Annotated in this window: 24 protein-coding genes; 11 read left to right on the top strand and 13 right to left on the bottom strand. The window is 73.1% G+C overall.

Features of this window, described 5'->3' with window-relative positions; genetic code table 11:
• Positions 1-14 precede the first annotated feature (14 nt).
• Positions 15-527, top strand: coding sequence for a hypothetical protein (locus ACGFT2_RS13170; protein WP_393277078.1), 513 nt, complete (start codon positions 15-17; stop codon positions 525-527).
• 177 nt (positions 528-704) lie between these two features.
• Here ACGFT2_RS13170 and ACGFT2_RS13165 read toward each other — a convergent pair whose 3' ends face one another.
• Positions 705-1,448 (bottom strand): hypothetical protein, encoded by a 744-nt coding sequence (locus ACGFT2_RS13165; protein ID WP_393277075.1) that lies wholly within the window; start codon positions 1,446-1,448, stop codon positions 705-707.
• 213 nt (positions 1,449-1,661) lie between these two features.
• Between ACGFT2_RS13165 and ACGFT2_RS13160 the strand changes: the two genes are divergently transcribed.
• The 3 genes from ACGFT2_RS13160 to ACGFT2_RS13150 are packed head-to-tail and all read left to right on the top strand — an operon-like array spanning position 1,662 to position 4,723.
• Complete coding sequence (locus tag ACGFT2_RS13160; RefSeq protein WP_393277072.1) at positions 1,662-2,957, top strand: magnesium transporter MgtE N-terminal domain-containing protein; 1,296 nt, start codon at positions 1,662-1,664, stop codon at positions 2,955-2,957.
• Complete coding sequence (locus tag ACGFT2_RS13155) at positions 2,947-3,546, top strand: DUF1003 domain-containing protein (protein ID WP_393277069.1); 600 nt, start codon at positions 2,947-2,949, stop codon at positions 3,544-3,546. Before ACGFT2_RS13160 ends, ACGFT2_RS13155 begins: the two co-directional genes overlap by 11 nt.
• A 43-nt stretch (positions 3,547-3,589) precedes the next feature.
• The gene (locus ACGFT2_RS13150) at positions 3,590-4,723 is read left to right on the top strand and encodes an Mrp/NBP35 family ATP-binding protein (protein ID WP_393277066.1); all 1,134 of its coding nucleotides are present in this window, start codon (positions 3,590-3,592) and stop codon (positions 4,721-4,723) included.
• A gap of 139 nt (positions 4,724-4,862) precedes the next feature.
• On the opposite strand, the gene ACGFT2_RS13145 is transcribed toward ACGFT2_RS13150, so the two are convergent.
• From ACGFT2_RS13145 to sigE, 5 genes are all read right to left on the bottom strand, one after another.
• On the bottom strand, positions 4,863-5,525 hold the full coding sequence (locus ACGFT2_RS13145) for a hypothetical protein (RefSeq protein WP_393277063.1): 663 nt from the start codon (positions 5,523-5,525) through the stop codon (positions 4,863-4,865).
• Between the two features lie 240 nt (positions 5,526-5,765).
• Positions 5,766-6,218 (bottom strand): sec-independent translocase, encoded by a 453-nt coding sequence (locus ACGFT2_RS13140; protein ID WP_393277060.1) that lies wholly within the window; start codon positions 6,216-6,218, stop codon positions 5,766-5,768.
• A gap of 83 nt (positions 6,219-6,301) precedes the next feature.
• Positions 6,302-8,233: a trypsin-like peptidase domain-containing protein gene (locus tag ACGFT2_RS13135; protein WP_393277057.1), complete on the bottom strand. Its 1,932-nt coding sequence runs from the start codon at positions 8,231-8,233 to the stop codon at positions 6,302-6,304.
• A gap of 133 nt (positions 8,234-8,366) precedes the next feature.
• Positions 8,367-9,392, bottom strand: a complete 1,026-nt coding sequence (locus ACGFT2_RS13130; RefSeq protein ID WP_393277054.1) for an anti-sigma factor family protein — start codon at positions 9,390-9,392, stop codon at positions 8,367-8,369.
• A complete protein-coding gene (sigE, locus tag ACGFT2_RS13125; protein WP_393277682.1) occupies positions 9,389-10,099 on the bottom strand; it encodes an RNA polymerase sigma factor SigE in 711 nt (236 codons plus the stop codon). Before sigE ends, ACGFT2_RS13130 begins: the two co-directional genes overlap by 4 nt.
• A 138-nt stretch (positions 10,100-10,237) precedes the next feature.
• On the opposite strand from sigE, the gene ACGFT2_RS13120 reads away from it, so the two are divergent.
• Positions 10,238-11,032 (top strand): O-methyltransferase, encoded by a 795-nt coding sequence (locus ACGFT2_RS13120; RefSeq protein WP_393277051.1) that lies wholly within the window; start codon positions 10,238-10,240, stop codon positions 11,030-11,032.
• Between the two features lie 131 nt (positions 11,033-11,163).
• Here the strand turns inward: ACGFT2_RS13120 and ACGFT2_RS13115 are convergent, their stop codons facing one another.
• Positions 11,164-11,331, bottom strand: a complete 168-nt coding sequence (locus ACGFT2_RS13115; protein WP_018544333.1) for a DUF3117 domain-containing protein — start codon at positions 11,329-11,331, stop codon at positions 11,164-11,166.
• A gap of 372 nt (positions 11,332-11,703) precedes the next feature.
• On the opposite strand from ACGFT2_RS13115, the gene ACGFT2_RS13110 reads away from it, so the two are divergent.
• The gene (locus tag ACGFT2_RS13110; RefSeq protein ID WP_393277048.1) at positions 11,704-12,507 is read left to right on the top strand and encodes an enoyl-CoA hydratase/isomerase family protein; all 804 of its coding nucleotides are present in this window, start codon (positions 11,704-11,706) and stop codon (positions 12,505-12,507) included.
• Positions 12,508-12,671: 164 nt separating this feature from the next.
• Here ACGFT2_RS13110 and ACGFT2_RS13105 read toward each other — a convergent pair whose 3' ends face one another.
• Both ACGFT2_RS13105 and ACGFT2_RS13100 read right to left on the bottom strand, forming a co-directional pair.
• Complete coding sequence (locus ACGFT2_RS13105) at positions 12,672-13,259, bottom strand: DNA-3-methyladenine glycosylase I (RefSeq protein ID WP_393277045.1); 588 nt, start codon at positions 13,257-13,259, stop codon at positions 12,672-12,674.
• Entirely contained in the window at positions 13,256-13,618 is a 363-nt protein-coding gene (locus ACGFT2_RS13100; RefSeq protein ID WP_393277042.1) for a DivIVA domain-containing protein, read from the bottom strand. The genes ACGFT2_RS13105 and ACGFT2_RS13100 overlap by 4 nt, the downstream gene beginning before the upstream one ends.
• A gap of 138 nt (positions 13,619-13,756) precedes the next feature.
• On the opposite strand from ACGFT2_RS13100, the gene folP reads away from it, so the two are divergent.
• Positions 13,757-14,617: a dihydropteroate synthase gene (gene folP / locus ACGFT2_RS13095; protein WP_393277039.1), complete on the top strand. Its 861-nt coding sequence runs from the start codon at positions 13,757-13,759 to the stop codon at positions 14,615-14,617.
• A gap of 388 nt (positions 14,618-15,005) precedes the next feature.
• Here the strand turns inward: folP and ACGFT2_RS13090 are convergent, their stop codons facing one another.
• Together ACGFT2_RS13090 and dapE are read right to left on the bottom strand one after the other, a co-directional pair.
• Complete coding sequence (locus ACGFT2_RS13090) at positions 15,006-15,764, bottom strand: TIGR00730 family Rossman fold protein (RefSeq protein WP_393277036.1); 759 nt, start codon at positions 15,762-15,764, stop codon at positions 15,006-15,008.
• A gap of 105 nt (positions 15,765-15,869) precedes the next feature.
• Entirely contained in the window at positions 15,870-16,949 is a 1,080-nt protein-coding gene (dapE, locus tag ACGFT2_RS13085) for a succinyl-diaminopimelate desuccinylase (protein WP_393277033.1), read from the bottom strand.
• 95 nt (positions 16,950-17,044) lie between these two features.
• Between dapE and ACGFT2_RS13080 the strand changes: the two genes are divergently transcribed.
• Positions 17,045-18,037 carry a heavy metal transporter gene (locus ACGFT2_RS13080; protein WP_393277030.1) on the top strand — a complete coding sequence of 331 codons (993 nt, stop codon included), beginning with the start codon at positions 17,045-17,047 and terminating at the stop codon, positions 18,035-18,037.
• A 285-nt stretch (positions 18,038-18,322) separates the two neighbouring features.
• Positions 18,323-18,850 (top strand): ATP-binding protein, encoded by a 528-nt coding sequence (locus ACGFT2_RS13075; protein WP_393277027.1) that lies wholly within the window; start codon positions 18,323-18,325, stop codon positions 18,848-18,850.
• Positions 18,851-18,942: 92 nt separating this feature from the next.
• Here the strand turns inward: ACGFT2_RS13075 and ACGFT2_RS13070 are convergent, their stop codons facing one another.
• Together ACGFT2_RS13070 and fdxA are read right to left on the bottom strand one after the other, a co-directional pair.
• On the bottom strand, positions 18,943-20,040 hold the full coding sequence (locus tag ACGFT2_RS13070) for a bifunctional succinyldiaminopimelate transaminase/glutamate-prephenate aminotransferase (protein WP_393277024.1): 1,098 nt from the start codon (positions 20,038-20,040) through the stop codon (positions 18,943-18,945).
• Between the two features lie 149 nt (positions 20,041-20,189).
• The gene (gene fdxA, locus ACGFT2_RS13065; protein WP_121787075.1) at positions 20,190-20,510 is read right to left on the bottom strand and encodes a ferredoxin; all 321 of its coding nucleotides are present in this window, start codon (positions 20,508-20,510) and stop codon (positions 20,190-20,192) included.
• Between the two features lie 140 nt (positions 20,511-20,650).
• Here fdxA and ACGFT2_RS13060 point away from each other — a divergent pair, with 140 nt between their 5' ends.
• Both ACGFT2_RS13060 and ACGFT2_RS13055 read left to right on the top strand, forming a co-directional pair.
• Positions 20,651-21,802, top strand: coding sequence for a GNAT family N-acetyltransferase (locus tag ACGFT2_RS13060; protein ID WP_393277020.1), 1,152 nt, complete (start codon positions 20,651-20,653; stop codon positions 21,800-21,802).
• A gap of 29 nt (positions 21,803-21,831) precedes the next feature.
• Entirely contained in the window at positions 21,832-22,698 is an 867-nt protein-coding gene (locus ACGFT2_RS13055; RefSeq protein ID WP_393277017.1) for a tetratricopeptide repeat protein, read from the top strand.
• The last annotated feature ends 1 nt before the right edge of the window (position 22,699 follow it).

Genomic DNA, 22,699 nt, shown 5'->3' with positions numbered 1-22,699 from the left:
GTTAGGCTGGGCGCATGACAAGCGAGCTGCTCGACCGCGCCCTCATCGAGGAGGCCGTGAAGAAGTCCGGCCTCATCTGGGTCAGGGGCGCCGGTGCCGCCGAGGCGCGCGCCCTGTGGCACGTGTGGCACGAGGGTGCGGTGTGCCTGGTCGGCGACGGGCCGGGTGAGCAGCCGCTGCCGGCGCTCACGGACGGGGGCGCCGCCGAGGTGACCGTCCGCAGCAAGGACAAGGGCGGCCGGCTGGTGACGTTCCGGGCGACCGTGTCCGAGCCGGCCTCCGGGTCGCCGGAGTGGGAGACGGCGGTCGCCGAGCTGAAGGGCAAGCGGCTGAACGCCCCGGACGGCGAGGAGATGCCGGGCCGCTGGGCCCGGGAGTGCCGGGTGCTCCGCCTGGTGCCGACCGGTGCCGTGGAGCCGTTGCCCTCCGGCAGCCTGGCCGAGCGGCCGGTGGCGTCCCCGGCGACGACCCGCGAGCCGATGCCGGCGGGCCTTCTCAAGCTGCTGACCCGCCGCCGACGGAAGTGACCCCGTCCCGCTGAGGAGCGGAGCGCCGAACCGCTGGAGACGAACCCGGCGAGCGGCGGCCCGGGGCGAGCCCTGGCCCGGCGAGCGGCCGGCCCGGGGCGAGCCCTGGAGACGGGCGTCGTGGCCGGTGGGCGCGGTGGCCGCCGGAGGGTGGTCGGCGGGGCGGCTCGGCCTTCGCTATGACGTCGGCAGTTGCTTTCCGTAGTCCACGGTCTCGGAGCCGGCCGGTGCCGTCACGGTGAAGTCCTTCCCCCAGTCCGAGAAGGCGAGCGTGCCCGCGTCGCCGGCGCGCACCAGGCGCAGTGGGTACGGCTCGCCCTCCAGGGAGACGTCCAGGGTGCCGCCGGAGCCCTTGTCGCCGGTGATGCGGATCGTGCGGGTACCCGACTGATCGTGGTGGCCGTCCGTCGCCAGCGTGCCGTGCAGTGTCAGCAGACCGTCGAGGAGGACCGCCTTGTCCGTGAAACCGCTGAACTTCTTGTACGCGGGATCCCCTTGCGGCACCTTCACGTACTTGCCGTCCAGCTTGCCCGTGGCGCCGTCGCTGCCGTCGGCGTGGTTCCAGAAGCCCGCGTCGGCCTTGAGATACAGCTGCCGGCCGACCCGCAGCAGCTTGAAGGTGGACCCCTGCGAGGTCACCGACCCGCTACCGCCGTCGGCCTTCAGCCGCATGTCCAGCCGGTACGTACGGCCGCTGGTGGCCACGGTCCCGGACAGCCGTACCGCCGGTGCCGCCTCCGCCGCCGCCCGGGTCCGCGACTGGATCTTCCCGGCGGGCAGCTTGCCCACACCGTTGGTCCCCGCGTCCGGATCGTCACCGCCGCCGCACCCGGACAGCAGCATCGCTCCCGTGACGGCCAGTGCGCAGGTCGCGGTCACCAGCGCGGTCCGGCGGGTACGGCCCTGGGAGATCGCAGTCACAGGTGGAGCTGCCTTTCTGACGGTTCCTGAGCGGCGTACCGCAGCGTACCGGTGCCCCGCCCACCCGGCGGAGCCGGTCCGTCCGGACTTCCCACCAGGGCGTATCCGACCGGTACGGGCTAGCCTGAAGCGCACCCGAGCAGGCAAACGCGAGCAGACCACTCGCACCGCACACCAGCCCCACAGCGATTCCCAGGCAAAGGAAGCACAGCCATGGCAGCCGGCGTCCCCCGGATCTTCGTCTCGCACCTCGCCGGGGTCCCCGTCTTCGATCCGGCCGGCGACCAGGTGGGCCGCGTACGCGAACTGGTCGTCGTGCTGCGCGTCGGGCGACGGCCCCCGCGCGTCCTCGGACTGGTCGTCGAACTGTCCACCCGGCGCCGCATCTTCCTGCCCATGACCAGGGTGACCGGTATCGAGTCCGGCCAGGTCATCACCACCGGGGTGGTCAACGTGCGCCGCTTCGAGCAGCGGCCGACCGAGCGGCTGGTCTTCGGTGAGCTGCTGGACCGGCGGGTGACCCTGGTGGAGACCGGCGAGGAGGTCACGGTTCTCGACCTCTCCGTGCAGCAGCTGCCCGCGCGGCGGGACTGGGAGATCGACCGCGTCTTCGTCCGCAAGGGCAGGAGGGGCGGCGCCTTCCGGCGGGCCAAGGGCGAGACGCTGACCGTGGAGTGGTCGGCCGTCACCGGGTTCTCCCTGGAGGAGCACGGGCAGGGCGCCGAGAGCCTGCTCGCGACCTTCGAGCAGCTGCGCCCGGCCGACCTCGCCAACGTCCTGCACCACCTCTCCCCCAAGCGGCGTGCCGAGGTCGCCGCCGCCCTCGACGACGACCGGCTCGCCGACGTCCTCGAGGAGCTGCCGGAGGACGACCAGATCGAGATCCTCGGCAAGCTGAAGGAGGAGCGCGCGGCGGACGTCCTGGAGGCCATGGACCCCGACGACGCGGCCGACCTGCTCTCCGATCTGCCGGAGGAGGACAAGGAGCGGCTGCTGAGCCTGATGCAGCCCGCCGACGCGGCCGAGATGCGGCGCCTGATGTCGTACGAGGAGCACACGGCGGGCGGTCTGATGACCACCGAGCCGATCGTGCTGCGTCCGGACGCCACCGTCGCCGACGCGCTCGCCCGGGTCCGCAACCAGGACCTCTCCCCCGCGCTCGCCGCCCAGGTCTACGTCTGCCGTCCACCCGACGAGACCCCGACCGGCAAGTACCTGGGCACCGTGCACTTCCAGCGGCTGCTGCGCGACCCGCCGTACACCCTGGTCAGCTCGCTCCTCGACGACGACCTGCAGCCCCTGGCCCCGGACGACACGCTGCCCGTCATCGCCGGGTTCTTCGCCACGTACGACATGGTCGCAGCGCCCGTGGTCGACGAGTCCGGGGCGCTGCTCGGCGCGGTCACCGTGGACGACGTACTGGACCACATGCTGCCCGACGACTGGCGGGAGACGGAGTTCCACCTGGACGAGGACGAGGGACAGGGGGTGGCCGCCCATGGCTCCTGAGCGCGAGAGCACCCGCGAGCGCACCCCGGCGGGCGCCACGGCCACCTCCCGGCCCCGTGCCCGCCTGGACCAGCCGCGCCCGCCCCGGCGCCGGATCCTGCCCGAGTGGGACCCCGAGGCCTTCGGCCGGCTCTCGGAGAAGATCGCCCGGTTCCTCGGCACGGGACGCTTCATCGTCTGGATGACCGTCGTCATCATCGCGTGGGTGGTGTGGAACATCGCCGCACCCGGCCATCTGCGCTTCGACTCCTACCCGTTCATCTTCCTGACCCTGATGCTGTCCCTCCAGGCCTCCTACGCGGCCCCGCTGATCCTGCTCGCGCAGAACAGGCAGGACGACCGCGACCGGGTCAATCTGGAGCAGGACCGCAAGCAGAACGAGCGGTCCATCGCCGACACCGAGTACCTCACCAGAGAGATCGCCGCGCTGCGCATGGGTCTCGGTGAAGTGGCCACCCGCGACTGGATCCGTTCGGAGCTGCAGGACCTGGTCAAGGAGCTGGAGGGGCGGAGGCGGCACGACGGGCACGTCGTATTCCCGGCAGAGGGGACGGAACGACCGCCGGGACGTGACGCAGAAGACCGCTGACGGGCTACCCGCAGGCCCCTCGGAGCGCCGTACCATCGTCCTTATGGTTACGGAAGACGCGGTGCGCGAGGCACTGGCGACGGTGAACGACCCCGAGATCAACCGCCCGATCACCGAACTCGGGATGGTCAAATCGGTGGAGATCGGCGCGGACGGAGCGGTCGCGGTCACCGTGTACCTGACGGTCTCCGGCTGTCCCATGCGCGACACCATCACCCAGCGTGTCACGGACGCGGTCTCCCGGGTCGAGGGCGTCACCGGTGTCGGCGTCACGCTGGACGTGATGAGCGACGAGCAGCGCAAGGAGCTGGCGAACGCCCTGCGCGGCGGCCAGGCCGAGCGCGAGGTCCCGTTCGCCAAGCCGGGCAGCCTCACCCGGGTCTACGCGGTCGCCTCCGGCAAGGGCGGCGTCGGCAAGTCCTCGGTGACCGTGAACCTCGCGGCGGCGATGGCCGCCGACGGCCTCAAGGTCGGTGTCGTGGACGCCGACATCTACGGCCACTCGGTGCCGCGCATGCTGGGCGCCGACGGCCGGCCCACCCAGGTCGAGAACATGATCATGCCGCCGTCGGCGAACGGCGTGAAGGTCATCTCCATCGGCATGTTCACCCCGGGCAACGCCCCGGTCGTGTGGCGCGGCCCGATGCTGCACCGCGCGCTGCAGCAGTTCCTCGCGGACGTGTACTGGGGCGACCTGGACGTCCTGCTCCTGGACCTGCCGCCCGGCACCGGCGACATCGCGATCTCCGTGGCCCAGCTGGTCCCGAACGCCGAGATCCTGGTCGTGACGACCCCGCAGCAGGCGGCGGCGGAGGTGGCCGAGCGCGCGGGCTCCATCGCGGTCCAGACCCACCAGAAGATCGTCGGCGTGGTCGAGAACATGTCCGGCCTGCCCTGCCCGCACTGCGGCGAGATGGTGGACGTCTTCGGCACGGGCGGCGGCCAGACGGTCGCCGACGGCCTGACGCGCACGACCGGCGCGTCCGTCCCCGTCCTCGGCTCGATCCCGATCGACGTGCGCCTGCGCGAGGGCGGCGACGAGGGCAAGCCGGTGGTCCTGACCGACCCGGACTCCCCGGCGGGCTCCGCGCTGCGGTCGATCGCCGGAAAGCTGGGGGGCCGTCAGCGAGGCCTGTCGGGCCTGTCGCTGGGCATCACGCCGAAGAACAAGTTCTGAGAGCTGTCCGACCGCGTGGGACAAGGGGCGCCGGGGAGACCGGCGCCCCTTTCGTCGTGCGTACGCCGGGACTCGTCACGGGACGCGCGGGGATTCGTCCCCGTGCCACCGCGTACGCGTCACGCGTACACCGCGCTCGTCACGCGTACGCGGCGACGTCCTTGACCGCGGCGAAGCCCAGGCCGTACGCGCTCATCCCCCGGCCGTACGCGCCCAGGTGGACGCCCGCCTCGGTGCTGCCGGCCAGCACCCAGCCGAACTCCGACTCCCGGTAGTGGAACGGCATGGCCACCCCGTCCACCGGAAGCGAGAGCCTGGACCACTCCGCCCCGTCGAGGTCGTCGGCCAGCGCCCACGCCGTCTCCGTCTGCTGGTCCAGCCAGTCGTCCCGCAGGCTGTGGTCCATCTGGCTCGGCCAGGTGAAGGACAGCAGCCCCACACCGGCCAGCCATGCCGCCGAAGCGACCGACGTCGCCTCCAGCAGCCCCGTGCCGTCCGCGCTCCGGCGCGACGGCTGCGCGGCCACGGTGACCACGACCGCGAACTTCTCCCGCGGCTCACCGGCCGAGCCGGCGTCGGCGCGTACGGAGGGCTCGTCGCCGTGCCCGATCGAACCGTGCTCGACGGCGCCGTCCGCCGCGGTCCCGACCTGCATCAGCCAGCGCGGCCCCGTGAAGGCCTCGTCGAGGCCGTACCAAGGGAAGGGCGCCTGCAGGTAACCGTCGACCGTTCGCCGGGCGGAGGGGAGCTGCTGTCCGCCCTCCGCCGGCGGCTGCGCGCCCACCCGACTCGTCGTCTCCATCTGCCCGGACGCCTCCTCGCTCTCGTCGGACCGGGGCGGCGGCCCGCCCCCCTTCGGGCGTACTCGTCCGGTCCGCACAACAACTCGGCAGCATATCCACACCGCTGAGAGCGGCTGGGCAGGCGCTGGACCCGTGGGTCGCGCGAACCGCCTGTTCAGGCCGTGTGCGACCGGCGCGAGCTATGACGTGCGTCACGTGCGCACCACGTGCCCGCGCCCGCGTGTCGGGGAAGGAGGTGCCTAGGTGGCGTCCGCGTCGAAGGGCGGCCGGTCGTCCTTGCCGGGGCCGTCCTCGGGCTGCTTGGTCATGTCGACGCGGCCACCCGACGAGAGGGCGGCGGAGGAAGAGGAGGGACCCGACGTGTCGGTGTCGCGGCTGTTGACCGCGTCGGTGACCTCGGCCATCTCCTTCTTCAGGTCGAAGCCGTTGCGGATCTCCTTCAGCCCCAGGTCGTCGTTGTCCAGCTGCTTGCGGATGAACGCCTTGGGGTTGAGGTCCTCGAACTCGAAGTCCTTGAACTCCGGGCCCAGTTCCTGGCGGATGTCCTGCTTGGCGCTCTCCGAGAACTCGCGGATCTTCCGGATCGTCCGCGTCACGTCCTGGATGACCTTCGGGAGCTTGTCCGGACCGAAGACGAGCACGGCGAGCACGATGATGGTCACCAGCTCCAGTGGCCCTATGTCATTGAACACCTGACGCTCCTCGCGAGTCCTCGGTCGCCCAACGGTACCCGGCGTTCTGGTCCGACCGGTACCGTCCCAAGGTGAGACTTCTGTCAGTTCTGCTCCGAGGCGCCCAGCACGAGTGAGACCTCCCGCTCTGCCCCGTCGCGTTCGACGGACAGGCGCAGCCGGTCGCCGGGGCGGTGGGCGCGGATCTTGACGATCAGTTCCTCGCCGCTGTGGACGTGCTCCGAGTCGACCTCGGTGATGACGTCGCCCGCCTCGAGGCCGGCCCGTGCGCCGGGCCCGCCCGTGGCGACGGCGGGACCGCCGCCCGCGCTCTTGCCGTCGACCCGGGCTCCGTCGCCGGTGTAGCCCATGTCGAGGGTGACGCCGATCACGGGATGGGTGGCGCGGCCGTCGTTGATCAGTTCCTCCGCCACGCGCTTGGCCTGGTTGACGGGGATGGCGAAGCCGAGGCCGATGGATCCGGACTGGCCGCCCTTCGGCTCGGAGCCGCTGCCCGCCGAGCGGATCGCGGAGTTGATGCCGATGACCTCGGCCCGGGAGTCGAGCAGGGGCCCGCCGGAGTTGCCCGGGTTGATGGGTGCGTCGGTCTGCAGCGCGTCGACATAGCTGACGTCGCTGCCGTCGCCCTTCTCGCCACCGGCGGTGATGGGCCGTTCCTTGGCGCTGATGATGCCCGAGGTGACGGTGTTGGCCAGGTCGAAGGGGGCGCCGATGGCGACGACGGGGTCACCGACCTCGACGTCGTCGGAGTTGCCGAGGGGGAGCGGGGTGAGTCCGTGAACGCCGTGCACCTGGACGACGGCGAGGTCGTATCCGCTGTCCCGGCCGACGACCTCGGCCTTGACGGTTTCGCCGCTGCTGAAGGTCACGGATATCCGGCCGCCCGACCCGGCGGGCTCGACGACGTGGTTGTTGGTGAGGATGTGCCCCTGAGCGTCGAGCACGAAGCCGGTGCCGGTACCGGCCTCGTCGGCCCCGCTGACGTGCAGGGTGACGACGCTGGGCAGCGCGCGGGCGGCGATCCCGGCCACGCTGTCGGGCGCCCGGCCGGCCGGCACGCCTCCGGCCTGGGGCAGGCGCACGTCGTCGCCCAGTCCCGTGCGCTCCACGTACGCACCCACGGCTCCGCCGATACCCGCGGAGACGACGGCGACCAACAGGGTCCACACCAGCGCCAGCCGCTTGGCCCGCCTGCCGCGCCGCTCCTCGGTCGGCACGGCGGACCCGGTCTGCTGCAGCGGCCCGTACCCGAACATCTGCGCCTTGCCGGCCCCCCAGGGGTCATAACGCCCCCGCCCCCCGGCACCGGCCTCCGCCGACACCGACGGCCCCGGGAGGGCTGCGGGGACAACGGCGGGGACGGCGGCAGGGACGGCGGCAGGAGACTCGGGTACGGGGGTGATCGTTCCGAGGGTGGGGGTGGGGGCTGCGGGCGTGGTGGCCGGAGGTTCGGGAGTGGTCGTCGCGAGTACGGGGACGGACGGCGTGGGCATGGGGGCGGACTGCGTGGGCATGGGGGCGGTGGACGCCGTGGGCATGGGGGCGGTGGACGCCGTGGCGGTCGTACCGAGTGCGGGCACAGGGGTGCCCTGCGCCGGGGTCGTCGCCGGGTGCTGCACGGGCGGTGCGGGTGCCCAGGGGCCGGGTTCGCCGTACGGCGGCGTGCTGTAGGGGTCGGGGTCGTGCAACGGCTTCGGCCGCTCGAGGGGGGCCGTCCAGGCGGTGTCCCCGGCCCCGGCCGTGCCCCCGGCTCCGGCTCCGGCGGTCCCGGTCTCCGGCACTCCCCCCTGGGCGGTGGGGTGCGTGGCCGCGGGCGGCGGGGACGGGTCGGCCAGTTCGAAGTCCGTGCCCGGGGTGCGCCGGCCGTCCGGCGCCGGGTGGGCCGGGGCGGAGGCGGACGGGGGCCGGTCGGCCCGGGTTTCGTCCGGCACGGCGGCCGGGGACGCGCCGGCCGGTGCCGCCCCCGCCGCTCCCTCCGGATCCTGCTCCGGCGGGACACGGTTCCCCTCGTTCATGCTCTCCCCACGGCTGACCGCGGCCGCCCGCTCGGGCGGCGGCCGCGAAACGTCGACTTGGCACCCGGGCATCGCCGCGGGCACGGCCCTCACCGGATTCAACCAGGTTCGCGGGCCGTGGCGAAGCGGCCGGTCAGGGGGCCGATGCCGGGCGGCGCGGCAGGGAGGACGCCGTCGGAGCGGCGGCGGTGTCGGGGACGGGGGCGGACGGCAGATCGGAGCCGGTGACTTCGGGTAGGGCGGACCGGCCGGCGAGCGGGAGGTCCACCGCCTGGTCCAGCGGACGTATGAGCGGGGACAGGGCGGCCGCGCCTGCCGTCACCGGCGCCGTCAGCCCCCGCATGAGCGCGTCCCGGGACTGACCGGGGTCGGCGGCCGGCGCTCCGGGCAGCAGCGGCGCGGACAGCGCCGTCGGCGCCACCGGCGTCTGGCCGAGGAGTGCCTCACCCGAGGCGCCCGAGGCGAGCAGCGGTCCGACCGGGCGCCGGCGCTGGGTGTCCGGCGTCACCGCCCCGGCGCCACCACCCGTGCCGGTGCCGGCGGTGCGCGCCGGGGTCACGTTGCTGCCGCTGCCGGAGCCGCGGGCCTCGCCGGCCAGGTCGCCGGGGAGCGCGGTGGTCACGCCGCCGAGGGCGACCGCGGCGAGTGACACCGCACCGGCGGCGGCGAACGCGAAGCGCAGTCCGCGCGAGGCGGAGCGGCCGTCGTCCGGGCGGCCGACGGGATGGATGCGGAAACCGCGCTCCTCGGGGACCGGGGCGACGTGGTGCGCGGGGGCCGGGACGTAGCCGAAAGCGAAGCGCTCGCCGCGCCTCACTCCGAAGACTCCGGTGGTCCCGGCATCCGGTCCGCGGCCGAGGAACCCTCCCCCGGGCGGCGGCGTGCCGTCGCCGTCCAGGTCACCTCCCCCGGGGAGGCCCTGAAGACGGGCCAGAAAGCTTTCCGAGGGCGGCGGCGGGGCGGCCTCCGCGAAGACGTTCTTCAGCGCGCGCTGGGCGTCCGCCTCCGCCTTGCAGCGGGCGCAGGTGGCCAGGTGCGCGAGGACGCGCTCACGCGTCTCATGACCGAGCTCTCCGTCCACCAGGGCGGAGAGCCGGTCTCCCAGATGCTGTTCTGCGAGAAGCGCCTTCTCGGCAGGATTCGGTCGAGATCCACTCACGCGGTCGCGCCCCCTCCCCCCAGAGCGGGGACACGGGTCATGAAGGAGCGCCGCTCGGCCGCGCGGGCCTCCGGGGAGCGGTGCGCGAGGGCCTTGCGGAGCTGGGAGCGGCCGCGGTGGATACGGGAACGGACCGTGCCGAGCTTCACGCCCAGGGTCGCGGCGATCTCCTCGTACGACAGCCCCTCGATGTCGCACAGGACGACGGCGGCGCGGAACTCCGGCGCCAGCGTGTCGAGGGCCTGCTGGACGTCCGCGTCGAAGTGGGCGTCGTGGAACAGCTGCTGAGGGGTGGGCTCACGGCTGGGCAGGCGCTCGGCCGCGTCGTCGCCGAGGGCGTCGAATCGGATGCGCTGCTTGCGCCGGACCATGTCCAGGAAGAGGTTCGTGGTGATGCGGTGCAGCCAGCCTTCGAAGGTGCCCGGCGAGTACGTCGACAGCGAGCGGAAGACACGGACGAAGACTTCCTGGGTGAGGTCCTCGGCGTCGTGCTGGTTTCCCGTCAGGCGGTAGGCCAGGCGGTAGACCCGGGCGCTGTGTGTGCTGACGATCTCGTCCCACGTGGGCGGAGTCCACGCCTGCCCGTCCGCGTCGGTGGAGAAGGTCGCGGTCTGGGCGTCGCCGGCGGCGGTGGCGGCGTGGCTGTCAGCAGCGGTGTCGGTCACGGATTTCGGCCTGCCCGCCGACCCGAGGAAGCGCCGCAGCACTCCGCCCCGATCCACGGGTGCAGCCGCACCTCCCCTGTCGGCTCTGGTGGTGTCCAGTGGAGCCCCTACCATAGCCACCTCGCCCGTTAGCTCCGGATAAGCGGTTTTACGAGAATTTGATACACGCTGATACGGCTCATGCGGCCCCGTCAGCAGTTGCTCGGCGTCCTGATGCACCTCTTACCCCCCGCCCCGTCCCGGGCCACCGGCTCTCCCCTTTTAACGCCCGGCCTCATCTGCGGGTTCCCGACGCCAACGGATACAGTCACGCCCAGGCAACCACGGGGACGGGAGAGGGTCATTACCGCCAACCGGCAGACGAGCTGGGCGTTCGCCGACGCCTTTGTCGCCGAGGACGAAGCGCTGCGCTGGGCCCGTGACCGGGCCCGCGACGCAGGGCTGCGCTCGGTGTCGCCCGGCACGGGCGCCGCGCTGCGACTGCTCGCCGCCTCCGTGGACGCGAAGGCGGTCGCCGAGATCGGCACCGGCTGCGGAGTGTCCGGAATCCATCTGCTGCACGGCATGCGCCCGGACGGGGTGCTCACCACGGTCGACCCCGAGCCGGACCACCAGCAGTTCGCCCGCCAGGCCTTTCGCGCCTGCGGTTTCGCCAGCAACCGGGCCCGGTTCATCCCCGGCCCCGCCCTGGATGTGCTGCCCCGGCTCGCGGACGCCGGTTACGACCTCATGTTCTGCGACGGGGACCGGCTGGAGTACCTGGACTATCTAGCTGAATCGTTGCGCCTGCTGCGTCCGGGCGGTCTGGTGGTCTTCGAGGGGGTCCTGGCGGGCGGCCGCACGGTCGACTCCGGTCCGCAGCCCACGGAGGTGCTGAGGCTGCGGGAGCTGCTGCGCACGGTGCGCGAGAGCCAGGAGCTGGTGCCGTCGCTGCTGCCGGTGGGCGACGGCCTGCTGTGCGCCGTCAAACGGTGACCGCGTCCCCGCCGACCCGCTGAACGAGGCTGCGCGTCCCTCCGCACCCGGCCGCGCGAGCCCTCGAACGTGGCTGCCCCGGCACCGCGTACGATGCCGGGGCAGTCACGAGGACAGGATCGCTGGGACGATCAGACGACGACCTTCTTCAGGGCGTCGCCAAGCGCCTCGGCCTCGTCAGGGGTCAGCTCGACGACGAGTCGACCGCCGCCTTCGAGCGGAACGCGCATGACGATGCCCCGCCCCTCCTTGGTCACCTCGAGCGGGCCATCACCCGTCCGCGGCTTCATGGCCGCCATGCTCGTTCCCCTTCCTGAAACCAGCTCATCGTCTGCCGACGGCCCAGGGAGGGCCTCGCCGCCCGGAGCGGACACACGTCACCGGCATCGAACACATTGCTTCCAAGCCATTATCCCGCATCGCAGGACCCGATGACCAACATCAGTCGGCATCGCTTGGGCAACGCACGCGAGCAAAACCACTCAATTCGGGGAGGTGGCTGCGATACTTCGCCACCACACGGAGATCCACCGCCCGACTCGGCCCCGGTTTTCTTTGACGCAGGTCACACGTCCGCTCCGGCCCCTGGACGGCGATCTCCGCCATGCTGTCCCCTGACAGGGGCGTACCGACCGGTACGTCGCCAGCCGTGACACCGGAGGGGATGCGCCATGGCCGACACCGTGCTCTACGAGGTGAGCGACGGACTCGCGACGATCACGCTGAACCGCCCCGAGGCGATGAACGCGCTGAACATCGCGACCAAGGTGGCCCTTCGGGAGGCGGCGGAATCCGCGTCCGCGGACACGGCCGTACGGGCGATCCTGCTGACCGCCGCCGGGGACCGTGCGTTCTGCGTGGGCCAGGACCTCAAGGAACACATCGGACTGCTCGCCGGGGACCGGGAGAGCGGGTCCGGGCAGACCATGAGCACGGTCAAGGAGCACTACAACCCGATCGTGCGGGCCCTCGCCGGGGCACCGAAGCCGGTGATCGCCGCGGTGAACGGAGTCGCCGCCGGCGCCGGCCTCGGCTTCGCGCTCGCCGCCGACCACCGCGTCGTGGCCGACAGCGCCTCCTTCAACACGTCGTTCGCGGGCGTGGCCCTGACCGCCGACTCCGGCATCTCCTGGACCCTGCCCCGGGTGATCGGCCCGAGCCGCGCCGCCGACCTGCTGCTGTTCCCGCGCAGCATCAGCGCCCAGGACGCGCTGGAGCTGGGCATCGCCAACCGGGTCGTCCCGGCGGCCGAACTGCGCGCCGAGGCGGAGAAGGTGGCCCGCGCGCTGGCCGAGGGGCCGACGGTGGCGTACGCGGCGATCAAGGAGGCGGTGGCCTACGGCCTGTCGCACTCCCTCGACGAGACACTGGACAAGGAGGACGAGCTGCAGACGCGGGCGGGGCGGTCCGAGGACCATGCGATCGCGGTGCAGGCGTTCGTGAACAAGGAGAAGCCGAGGTACCTGGGGCGGTAGCGCGCTCCGCGGGGAGGGCGGGAGCGGGAGGGCGGCGCGTTCTCCCGCCCAGGCGGCAGCCGGGTTCTCCCGCCCACGCGGCCGACAGGTTCTCCCGCCCACACGGCCGACGGGTTCTCCCGCCCACGCGGCGAACTCGCACCCCGCTGCCGCCCGGCGCCCCCCTACCGGGCGCTTCTCGCGACGCAGGTCTCCAGGTGGTCGTCGACCAGTCCGCACGCCTGCATCAGGGCGTACGCCGTCGTCGGGCCCACGAATCTCAGGCCCCGCTTCTTCAGGTCCTTCGACAGGGCCGTCGACTCCGGGGTGACCGCCGGGACGTCCGCGAGGGTCTTCGGGGCGGGCCGGCCCGCCGGGTCGGGCGCGTGGGACCAGATCAGTTCGTCCAGCTCGCCCTGCGGCCAGTCGGCGAGCACGCGCGCGTTGGCCAGGGTCGCGTCGACCTTGGCGCGGTTGCGGATGATGCCGGGGTCGGCCAGCAGGCGCTCGCGGTCCCCGTCGGTGAAGGCGGCGACCTTCTCGATGCGGAAGCCGGCGAAGGCCGCACGGAAAGTGGGGCGGCGGCGCAGGATCGTGATCCAGGACAGGCCCGACTGGAAGGCCTCCAGGCTGATCCGCTCGAAGAGGGCGTCGTCGCCGTGGACCGGACGGCCCCACTCCTCGTCGTGGTACGACACGTAGTCGTCGGTGGACAGGGCCCAGGGGCAGCGCAGGGCGCCGTCCGGCCCGGCGAGAGCGGCCCCGGCGGTCATCGCCGGCCCTCCTGCCCGGGCTCGTCCGGGCGGGCGGGCACGGTGGGCGCGGCGGCGGCCCGGGCTCCGGCCAGCGCGGACTCCAGATCGGCGATCCGGGCGTCCCGCTCGGCGAGTTCGGCGGCCACCCGGCCGAGCGCGTCGTCGACGTCCGCCATCCGGTAGCCGCGCGGGGCGACCGGGAAGCGCAGGCTCTCCAGGTCCGCGCGGTCCACCGGCCGGTCCTCGGGCAGCGGGTCCCGCAGCCGCTCCGGTGCCACCTCGGGCAGCGGGCCGCTCTCACCACCGCCCACCACGGCGAGCGTCACCGCGGCGACCACGACGGCCAGCGCGACGACCAGGAACAAGAACATCACCATCGCCAGGGGTCCCCACGCTCGGTACCGGACGCTGCGCCCGGACGCTGAATCTGTCAGGGTCCGATCGTGCCATGCGAGTCTGACAGTTAGGGTCGCAGGCGGCTGTACTGCACGACGTACTAGGAGAGGTCACAGCGGATGCTCAGGCTGGGCAGGCGGGAATTCGGGCCCCACGAGCCGGTGATCATGGCGATCGTGAACCGGACGCCGGACTCCTTCTACGACCAGGGGGCCACCTTCCGCGACGAGCCGGCCCTCGCGCGCGTCGAGCAGGCCGTGGCCGAGGGCGCCGCGATCGTCGACATCGGCGGGGTCAAGGCCGGCCCCGGTGAAGAGGTCACGGCCGAGGAGGAGGCGCGGCGCACGGTCGGCTTCGTGGCGGAGGTACGGCGCCGCTTCCCCGATGTGATCATCAGCGTGGACACCTGGCGGGCCGAGGTCGGCGAGGCGGTGTGCGAGGCGGGCGCGGATCTGCTGAACGACGCGTGGGGCGGGGTCGACCCGGGCCTCGCGGAGGTCGCGGCGCGGTACGGGGTGGGGCTGGTGTGCACGCACGCGGGTGGCGTGCAGCCGCGGACCCGGCCGCACCGGATCGCCTACGACGACGTCGTGGCCGACATCCTGGACGTGACCGTGGGGCTGGCCGAGCGGGCGGTGGCGCTGGGCGTGCCGCGTGAGTCCGTGCTGATCGATCCCGGGCACGACTTCGGGAAGAACACGCGGCACAGTCTGGAGGCGACGCGGCGGCTGGACGAGATGGTCGACACGGGCTGGCCGGTGCTGGTGTCCCTGTCCAACAAGGACTTCGTCGGCGAGTCCCTGGACCGGCCGGTGAAGGAGCGTTTGATCGGCACGCTCGCGACGACGGCGGTGTCCGCGTGGCTCGGGGCGCAGGTGTACCGGGTCCATGAGGTGGCCGAGACCCGCCAGGTGGTGGAGATGGTGGCGTCGATCGCCGGACACCGGCCCCCTGCGGTCGCCCGCCGCGGCCTGGCCTGACCCCGGCACGCTCCACCCCCCTGAACCCCGGCCCTCACCCCTACGCACCCACCCCGCCTCACCCTTCGGCCGACCGAGTCAGGTGGTGGATGGGCGGGGTGGGGGTTCGGGGCGGGAGCCCCGGCCGGGCGCCCCACCCCTGATCCGACCTCGTCGGGTGGGGGGTGGACGGGGCCGAGGGCGGAGCCCCCGGGGCTGGGGGTGGCTCCGGGGGCGTCGGAGTGGGTGCCAGCGGCCCGCCTCCTCGAAGACGAGGGGTGCCAGCGGGCCGCCTCCTCGAAGACGAGGGGTGTCAGCGGCCCGCCTCCTCGGAGACGGGGGGTGTCAGCGGCCCGCCTCCTCGGAGACGAGGGGTGCCAGCGGCCCGCCTCCTCGGAGACGGGGGGTGTCAGCGGCCCGCCTCCTTGGAGACCAGGGCCACCGCCTCTTCCACCTCGTCCGTCACATGGAAGAGCAGCAGGTCCTTCTCCGCCGCCTTGCCCTGCGCGACCAGCGTGTTCTTGATCCAGGCCACCAGACCGCCCCAGTACTCGGTGCCGAAGAGGACGATCGGGAAGCGGGTGACCTTCTGGGTCTGGACCAGGGTCAGCGCCTCGAAGAGTTCGTCCAGCGTGCCGAGACCACCCGGCAGCACCACGAATCCCTGCGCGTACTTCACGAACATCATCTTGCGGACGAAGAAGTAGCGGAAGTTCAGCCCGATGTCGACGTACGGGTTCAGCCCCTGCTCGAAGGGCAGTTCGATGCCGAGCCCCACCGAGGTGCCGCCCGCCTCGGACGCGCCCTTGTTGGCCGCCTCCATCGCACCCGGGCCGCCACCGGTGATCACCGCGAAGCCGGCCTCCACCAGCCCCCGTCCGAGCCGCACGCCCGCGTCGTACTCCGGCGAGTCCACCTGCGTACGCGCCGAACCGAACACACTGATCGCGGGCGGGAGTTCCGCCAGGGTGCCGAAGCCCTCGATGAACTCGGACTGGATGCGCAGGACCCGCCAGGGGTCGGTGTGGACCCAGTCCGAGGGCGCCCGCTCGTCCAGCAGCCGCTGGTCGGTCGTGCTGGGCGTCACCTGGGACCGCCGCCGGAGGACCGGCCCGAGCCGCTGCTCGTCCGGCGGCTGCTTCTTCCCCTCGGGGTTTCCGGTAGCCATGTGCGCTCCCTCCGCTTGCCGGTAGTTCCACCTCAGCCTAGATCTACGCGGGTTACGGAGGGGGGACGTCGGCATGTCCGGCGTGCAGCGGCGCCCGGCACACCCCTAGGCGGTGAGCCAGCCGCGCAGCCGCTCCTCGCCGGTCAGGATCTTCGCGGTCGCCACGCGCTCGTCCCGCTTGTGCGCCAAGTGCGGGTTGCCCGGGCCGTAGTTGACCGCCGGAACACCGAGCGCGGAGAAGCGGGAGACGTCGGTCCAGCCGAACTTGGGCCGCGGGACACCGCCCACCGCGTCGATGAAGGCCGCCGCGGCCGGGTGGGAGAGACCGGGCAGCGCGGCGCCGCTGTGGTCGTCGATCACGAACTCCTCGACCCCGCAGTCCGCGAACACCTCGCGGACGTGCGCGACCGCCTCCTCCTCCGTGCGGTCGGGGGCATAGCGGAAGTTGACGGTGACCACGCACTCGTCGGGGATGACGTTGCCCGCGACCCCGCCCCCGATGCCCACCGCGTTCAGGCCCTCGCGGTACTCCAGGCCGTCGATCACCGGGTGGCGTGGCACGTAGGACGCCAGCCGGGCCAGGATCGGTGCCGCCGCGTGGATGGCGTTGGAGCCCATCCAGCCCCGCGCGGAGTGGGCCCGCTCCCCCTTGGTCCGCAGCAGCACCCGCAGGGTGCCCTGGCAGCCGCCCTCGACCTCGCCGTCGGAGGGCTCCAGCAGGATCGCGAAGTCGCCCGCCAGCCAGTCCGGGTGCGCCTCGGCGACGTGCCGGAGGCCGTTCAGCTCGGCGGCGACCTCCTCGTTGTCGTAGAAGACGAAGGTCAGGTCGCGATTGGGGGCCGGGACCGTGGCCGCGATGCGCAGCTGTACCGCCACGCCGGACTTCATGTCGCAGGTGCCGCAGCCCCACAGCACGCCGTCCTCGTCGAGGCGGGAGGGCACGTTGTCCGCGATCGGGACGGTGTCGATGTGGCCGGCCAGGATCACACGCTCGGCGTGGCCCAGGTTCGTGCGGGCGATCACGTTGTTGCCGTGGCGGTCGACCGTCAGGTGCGGCAGGGCGCGCAGGGCGGTCTCGATCGCGTCCGCCAGCGGCTTCTCGGTGCCGCTCTCGGAGGGAAAGTCCACGAGTCGCGCGGTGAGCGCGGCGGCGTCGAGCGTGAGGTCAAGCGTGGTGTCGGCCATGCTCACGACCCTAGCGCGGCCCCTGCCGGGGCCGGGGGCGCGGCGCCGGGCGGACCCCCCGTGAGGACCGCACCCGGCTCCAGTACCTTGTACGCGTGTCAGAGCCGTCCCCCACCCGTCCCAAGCGCCGCGGCCGCCTCATCCGTTTCGCCGCGGCCCTGTTGGCCCTGTGCGGCGTGGCCGCCTATCTCGTGGTGCAGTACATCACCGGAGGCGGCGGCGCGCGCGGCTGCAAGGTGGTCTCGGCCTCGGGCCGCGGGTCGGCGTTCGCGTTCACGCCCGAGCAGGCGCAGAACGCGGCGACGATCGCCGCCGTCGGCACCGGCCGCGGGATGCCCCGGCGGGCGGTCGCCATCGCGCTCGCGACCTCCCTGCAGGAGTCGGGCCTGCGCAACATCGAGCACGGCGACCGGGACTCACTGGGCCTGTTCCAGCAGCGGCCCTCGCAGGGCTGGGGCACCGAGCGGCAGATCATGGACCCGGCGTACGCGGCGGGCATGTTCTACGCGCACCTGGCCAAGGTCCCCGACTACCCGGAGCTGCCGCTCACGGTGGCCGCGCAGCGGGTGCAGCGCAGTGGCTACCCGGAGGCGTACGCCAAGCACGAGCCGGACGCCACGCTGCTGGCCGCGGCGCTGACCGGGTACGCGGCGGCCACGCTGACCTGTGACGGACGTCCGGAGCACGCGGCCTCGGCGACCGGTCCGCAGGCGGTACGGGACGCGCTGGTACGCGACTTCGGGCGGGACGCGCTGCAGGAGACCGGCGCGGAGGTGGGCGGTGCGCCCGTGCCGTCGCCGTCTCCCTCGCCGAGCGTGACCGCGACCGCGCACGGGCGGACCGTGACCGTTCCGGTGCCCGAGGGCGCGAAGCAGGACGCGGCCGGGCGTCCGGAACGCGAGCGGGGCTGGCAGCTGGCGCAGTGGGCGGTGGCCAACTCCTCGGCGCTGCACATCGCGCGGGTGTCGTACGCCGGCCGGGAGTGGACCGTCGGCAGTACCAGCGACCAGTGGCGGTCGGCGCGTTCCGACGGGACCGGCGGTGCGGAGAGCTCCGCGGAGGCCGTCCGGATCGTGACCGGACAGTAGTACGGGCCTTCACTCCGGCGGGTTGTGCGGCTCCGGCTCGCCCGGCCGTCCGGGCGAGCCGCCCCCCACCCCTGGGATCCCTTGGAAATCAAGAGACGTAAGGATTCTGCGGGGTTGCGGACACATGTTCTTTGCCCGTTTTTATCCACACCTGATAATGCGATGCGTTATCCATTCTTTACCTGAGGCGTCCGCAACCTTCGCGGGCTTCGAGCGGTAGTCACGGCGTCCGAGCCCGGACACGAGCCCGGACACACACCGTTTTCTCCCGTCGAATGGAGCATCATGTCCCTCCCCCTGACCCGCCGGATCGCCCGTGCCGCGCTGCTCGTCGCAGCGGGAGCGGCAGCCGGGGTCGGTGCGGCCGGCTCCGCCGGTGCGGCCACGAATCTGCCGGCGGCCACCCCCGACCTGGGCGGTCTGACCGCCCTGGACGGCGCCCACGTCGGCAACACCGTCGACGGTGCCGCGCAGAACGCCACCTCTCTCGCGGGCGACGCGGGCGGCAAGGCGGTCAGGCAGGCGGTGCCCGCCGCGGGCAAGACCGGCGGCGGCGCCGTGAAGAAGGCGGCGCCCGTGGCGCAGAAGGTCGCCGGGGACGCGGCCGGGGCCGCCGGGAGCGTCCTGGGGAGCACCGCGGCGACCGCGACGAAGGGCGGGCTGCCCACGGGCGCCCTGGCGAAGGGCGGGCTGCCCACGGGCGCCCTGGCGAAGGGTGGACTGCCCACCTCGTCGCTGCCCACGTCGTCTCTGCCCACGTCGTCGCTGCCCACGTCGTCCCTGCCGACGCACGGTCTGCCGCTGGGCGGCTGAGGCCGGCTCGGCCTGACGGCGAACGGGGCCCGGGGACTTCCCCGGGCCCCGTTCGCCTGTGTGGCCGGCAGCGCGTCGCCGGCCGCCGGGGCTCAGGCCGACAGCCGGGCCACCGCCGCCCGGACCCGTTCGTCCGTGGCCGTCAGGGCCACGCGTACGAACCGCTCGCCCGCCTCGCCGTAGAAGTCGCCGGGAGCCACCAGGATGCCGAGGCCCGCCAGGTGGGCGACCGTGTCCCAGCAGGACTCGTCGCGGGTGGCCCACAGGTAGAGGCTGGCCTCGCTGTGCTCGATACGGAAGCCGTGGCCGAGCAGGGCCGTCCGGAGCAGGTCGCGGCGGGCCGCGTAGCGCTCGCGCTGGACGCGGACGTGCTCGTCGTCGCCGAGGGCCGCCACGACGGCCGCCTGGGTCGGCGCGGAGGTCATCATGCCGCCGTGCTTGCGGATCTCCAGCAGGGGGCCGAGGACGGCCGGGTCACCGGCGATGAAGGCCGCGCGGTAGCCCGCCAGGTTGGAGCGCTTGGAGAGCGAGTGGACGGCGACGACGCCGTCGTAGGAGCCGCCGTTGACGTCCGGGTGCAGGACCGAGACCGGCTCGGCCTCCCAGCCCAGCTCGAGGTAGCACTCGTCGGAGACGAGCAGCACGCCGTGCTCGCGGGCCCAGGCGACGATCGCGGTCAGGTCCTCCTTGGACAGGACCTTTCCGGTGGGGTTGGACGGAGAGTTGAGCCAGAGGAGCTTCAGACCGGCCGGGTCCACGTCACGCGGGTCGTCGTAGACCTCGTACTCGGCGCGGGCCAGGCGGGCGCCGACCTCGTAGGTCGGGTAGGCCAGGCGCGGGTAGGCCACCTTGTCGCCGGGACCGAGGCCCAGCTGGGTCGGCAGCCAGGCCACCAGTTCCTTGGAGCCGACGACCGGCAGGACGTGGCGGTGGGTGACGTCCCGGGCGCCCAGCCGGCGCTCCAGCCAGCCGGTGATCGCGTCACGCAGGGCCGGCGTGCCCCACACGGTCGGGTAGCCCGGCGAGTCGGCCGCGTCGACGAGGGCCTTCTGGATCAGCTCGGGGACCGGGTCGACCGGGGTACCGACGGAGAGGTCGACGATGCCGTCGGGGTGGGCCGCGGCGGTCTTCTTGTACGGGTCCAGCTTGTCCCAGGGGAAGGCGGGCAGGCGGTTCGAGACTGCGGACACGGTCTGTGGCTCACTTTCGTCTGATGCGGCAAACGCCTCGGCCCCGTACGGCGGCGATCAGGCCGTACGGGACCGAGGCGGCGGTGGGCGTCCCCCGGCCCGGTCGGAGCCGGTGACCGGGGGAAGCGGGCCGCTTGGCGCTTAAACGGTCACTCGCCCTGCGGCGGCAGCGCGGCGACGAAGGGGTGGTCGCGCTCGATCAGCCCCAGCTTGCTGGCGCCGCCGGGAGAGCCCAGATCGTCGAAGAACTCGACGTTCGCCTTGTAGTAGTCCTTCCACTCCTCCGGAGTGTCGTCCTCGTAGAAGATCGCCTCGACCGGGCAGACCGGCTCACAGGCACCACAGTCGACGCATTCGTCCGGGTGGATGTACAAGGACCGCTGGCCCTCGTAGATGCAGTCGACCGGGCACTCCTCGATGCACGCCTTGTCCTTGACGTCGACACAAGGCTGCGCGATGACGTAGGTCACGCTGTCGTTCCTCCTCGATAGGGCGCCGGCGGGCCTCCTCAGGCTCCGCCGCCTGGCGCGCGGGAGCGCGGCGTCGTCGATGCCCGCCCCTAGTATCTCCGTTCCGGAGCATGATCCGAACAGGAGGGGTGAACTGACCAGTGGAAATCTCGGCGACAGGACGCCTGGAAGTCCGAATCACCCCTGCTGACGTGGGCAAACGAGTGTCGGTGCGGCGCTTGAGCGAACCCGGAGCGTCGCAGGAGAAGTTCACTGACACGGTGGGTGTTCTCACATCATGGGACGATGCCGTGCTCATGATCACACGACGGGACGGACGACGTGTCCGGATCCCGGAATCCGCGCTGGTGGCGGGCAAGGTGGTGCCGGCCGCCCCGGCGCGCCGCCGGGGCCCCGCGGCGAACTACCCGGAACTCGCGCGGATCACCTCCCGCGGCTGGCGGCCGCTGGAGAGCGGGCGGCTCGGCGAGTGGGAACTGCGCGCGGCCGGCGGGTTCACGCGGCGGGCCAACAGCGTGCTGCCGCTCGGTGACCCCGGCCTTCCGCTCGACGCGGCCCTGGCGGCCGTACGACGCTGGTACGGCGAGCGCGGCCTGCCCGCGTACGTGCAGACCGCCACCGGCGCCGAGGGCACGCAGGAGCTGCTGTGCGCGGAGCTGGAGCGCCGCGGCTGGGTGCGCGAGGTGACCGCCGAGGTGTGGACCGGTGCCCTGGCTCCGGTCGCGGACCGGGCGGAGGGCGCGGGCGTGGTCCTGTCCCGCCGGGCGGACGAGTCGTGGCTCGCGCGGTACCGGCGCAAGGGAGTGGGCGAGGTGGCCCTGCGGGTGCTCTGCGAGGGTCCGTCGGTGTGGTTCGCGTCCGTGGCCGGAGCCCGGGGTGAGCCGCCCGCGGCGATCGGGCGGTGCGTCGTGGACGGGCGGTGGGCCGGGTTCGCCGCGGTCGAGGTCGACCCGGGCCGGCGGCGGCAGGGGCTCGCCACGGAGGTGATGGCGGCGCTGGCCCGGCGCGCGCAGGACGAGGGCGCGTCGGCTGCGTGGCTGCAGGTCGAGACGGACAACGAGGGCGCGCGTGGGCTGTACGCCGCGCTGGGTTTCACGCCGCATCACGCGTACCACCATTACCGGGCCCCGCAGGACCCGGCCGACCGGCCGGCGACGGCACCGGATCCGACGCCGCCGTCGACACCGGCACCGGTGCCGGCGCCGGCACCGGATGGCGGGGCGGGGCGGCCGGCACCGGGTGGCCTGCCGGATCGGCCGGGGCCGGAAGGCTGCGGCGCCGGGGCGTCGTAGCGAGCGTCGGGGAAGGACGAGAGCCTGTCATGGATCACCGGTATCTGCCGCCGCCGTACCCGCCCCCGCCGGAGCGGTCGGCCGAGCTGCGGCGGCGCTTCGCCGAGGAGGCCCGCTGCGAGCGCCCGGACCTGTCGGCGCTGTGCCTGCTGATCGGCGCCGAGGCGGACGGCTCGCTGGACGACGCCGGCATCGACGCCGCGCAGCTCGAGCTGGACCGGCTGGCGGGCGAGCTGCCGTACCGCCCCGGCGGGCCGCGCGCCTGGGCCGAGGCCGCGCGGCGGCTGCTCGGCGCGAGGTACGGGTTCCACGGCACCCCGGCCGACTACCAGCGGCTGGAGTCCTCGCTGCTGCACGAGGTGCTGCGGCGCAGACGCGGACTGCCGATCCTGCTGTCGGCGGTGTGGATGGAGGTCGCCCGCAGGGCCGGGGCCCCGGTGTACGGGGTCGCGCTGCCGGGGCACTTCGTGGTCGGGTTCGGGACGGCCGAGGAGCGGGTGCTGGCCGATCCGTTCGAGGGCGGACGCGTACTGACCGGTGACGACGCCGGGTTGCTGGTGGCGGGTGCCACCGGGGCGCCGCTGGACGAGTCGATGCTGGGGCCCGCGCCGCCGCTGGAGGTCGTCCAGCGCATCCTGAACAACATCCGGGCCTGGGCCGCCGCCCGGCCGGAGAGGTCGGACGTGGCGCTGCGCGCCGTGGAGCTGGCGCTGCTGGTGCCCTCGCATCCGGCGCGGCTGCGCTACGAGCGCGGGCAACTCCTCGTCCAGCGGGGTGAGTTCGTTGCGGGGGCCGAGGAACTGGACTCCTACGCGGACCTGATCGAGGTCGTCGACGAACCGGCCGCCCAGAAGGTGCGGCAGCAGGCCCACATCGCCCGGGCGATGCTCAACTGAC

Origin of the sequence: Streptomyces sp. NPDC048514, from assembly GCF_043199955.1 — a bacterium.
Lineage (GTDB): Bacteria > Actinomycetota > Actinomycetes > Streptomycetales > Streptomycetaceae > Streptomyces.
This window is presented reverse-complemented; position numbering and strand designations above follow the sequence as displayed.

Bases quoted from the DNA above. Each gene is read 5' to 3' on its own strand.
- ACGFT2_RS13170 (WP_393277078.1), top strand. From the start codon at position 15: ATGACAAGCGAGCTGCTCGACCGCGCCCTCATCGAGGAGGCCGTGAAG.
- ACGFT2_RS13160 (WP_393277072.1), top strand. From the start codon at position 1,662: ATGGCAGCCGGCGTCCCCCGGATCTTCGTCTCGCACCTCGCCGGGGTC.
- ACGFT2_RS13155 (WP_393277069.1), top strand. From the start codon at position 2,947: ATGGCTCCTGAGCGCGAGAGCACCCGCGAGCGCACCCCGGCGGGCGCC.
- ACGFT2_RS13150 (WP_393277066.1), top strand. From the start codon at position 3,590: ATGGTTACGGAAGACGCGGTGCGCGAGGCACTGGCGACGGTGAACGAC.
- ACGFT2_RS13145 (WP_393277063.1), bottom strand. From the start codon at position 5,525: ATGGAGACGACGAGTCGGGTGGGCGCGCAGCCGCCGGCGGAGGGCGGA.
- ACGFT2_RS13135 (WP_393277057.1), bottom strand. From the start codon at position 8,233: ATGAACGAGGGGAACCGTGTCCCGCCGGAGCAGGATCCGGAGGGAGCG.
- ACGFT2_RS13120 (WP_393277051.1), top strand. From the start codon at position 10,238: ATGCGGCCCCGTCAGCAGTTGCTCGGCGTCCTGATGCACCTCTTACCC.
- ACGFT2_RS13115 (WP_018544333.1), bottom strand. From the start codon at position 11,331: ATGGCGGCCATGAAGCCGCGGACGGGTGATGGCCCGCTCGAGGTGACC.
- ACGFT2_RS13110 (WP_393277048.1), top strand. From the start codon at position 11,704: ATGGCCGACACCGTGCTCTACGAGGTGAGCGACGGACTCGCGACGATC.
- ACGFT2_RS13105 (WP_393277045.1), bottom strand. From the start codon at position 13,259: ATGACCGCCGGGGCCGCTCTCGCCGGGCCGGACGGCGCCCTGCGCTGC.
- ACGFT2_RS13100 (WP_393277042.1), bottom strand. From the start codon at position 13,618: ATGGTGATGTTCTTGTTCCTGGTCGTCGCGCTGGCCGTCGTGGTCGCC.
- folP (WP_393277039.1), top strand. From the start codon at position 13,757: ATGCTCAGGCTGGGCAGGCGGGAATTCGGGCCCCACGAGCCGGTGATC.
- ACGFT2_RS13090 (WP_393277036.1), bottom strand. From the start codon at position 15,764: ATGGCTACCGGAAACCCCGAGGGGAAGAAGCAGCCGCCGGACGAGCAG.
- dapE (WP_393277033.1), bottom strand. From the start codon at position 16,949: ATGGCCGACACCACGCTTGACCTCACGCTCGACGCCGCCGCGCTCACC.
- ACGFT2_RS13075 (WP_393277027.1), top strand. From the start codon at position 18,323: ATGTCCCTCCCCCTGACCCGCCGGATCGCCCGTGCCGCGCTGCTCGTC.
- ACGFT2_RS13055 (WP_393277017.1), top strand. From the start codon at position 21,832: ATGGATCACCGGTATCTGCCGCCGCCGTACCCGCCCCCGCCGGAGCGG.